The 386-nt window shown below is 67.1% G+C and carries 1 protein-coding gene; it reads left to right on the top strand.

The genetic code is table 11. The annotated features are described in order from the left end of the window. The coding region (locus tag EN852_RS35945; RefSeq protein WP_135879696.1) for a DsbA family protein at positions 1-320 on the top strand (320 nt) is incomplete at its 5' end. Positions 321-386 lie beyond the last annotated feature (66 nt).

The following is a 386-nucleotide window of genomic DNA, read 5'->3' as shown; positions in this document are numbered from 1 at the left end:
GGCTGGTGCGCCGCCTCTTCCAGCTGAATTTCGAGGAAGGCGTCAATATCGGCGACCTCGCGGTCCTGGCCGAGGCCGCCGGCGAAGCCGGCATGGATGCATCGGTGGTCGAGACGCTGCTGCCGACCGATGCCGACGTCGAGGCCGTCCGCAACGAGATTGCCACCGCCTCGCGCATGGGCATCACCGGCGTGCCCTGCTTCCTGCTCGAGGGCAAATATGCGGTGATGGGCGCGCAGGACGCCGACACGCTTGCCGACGCCATCCGCCAGGTGGCTCAAGCCAAGGCGCGCGGCGAGCTGGAAACCGCCGCGGGCTGAGTGTTCCTTGTGCGCAGTTCCGTTTGAATTGCGCTGCTACTTCGCGGTCGCCTTGGCCTTGCTCAG

It is taken from the genome of Mesorhizobium sp. M2E.F.Ca.ET.209.01.1.1 (genome assembly GCF_004010375.2).
Classification (GTDB): domain Bacteria; phylum Pseudomonadota; class Alphaproteobacteria; order Rhizobiales; family Rhizobiaceae; genus Mesorhizobium.
The sequence above is the reverse complement of the archived record's forward strand: the minus strand, read 5'-3'. Positions and strand labels throughout refer to the sequence as shown.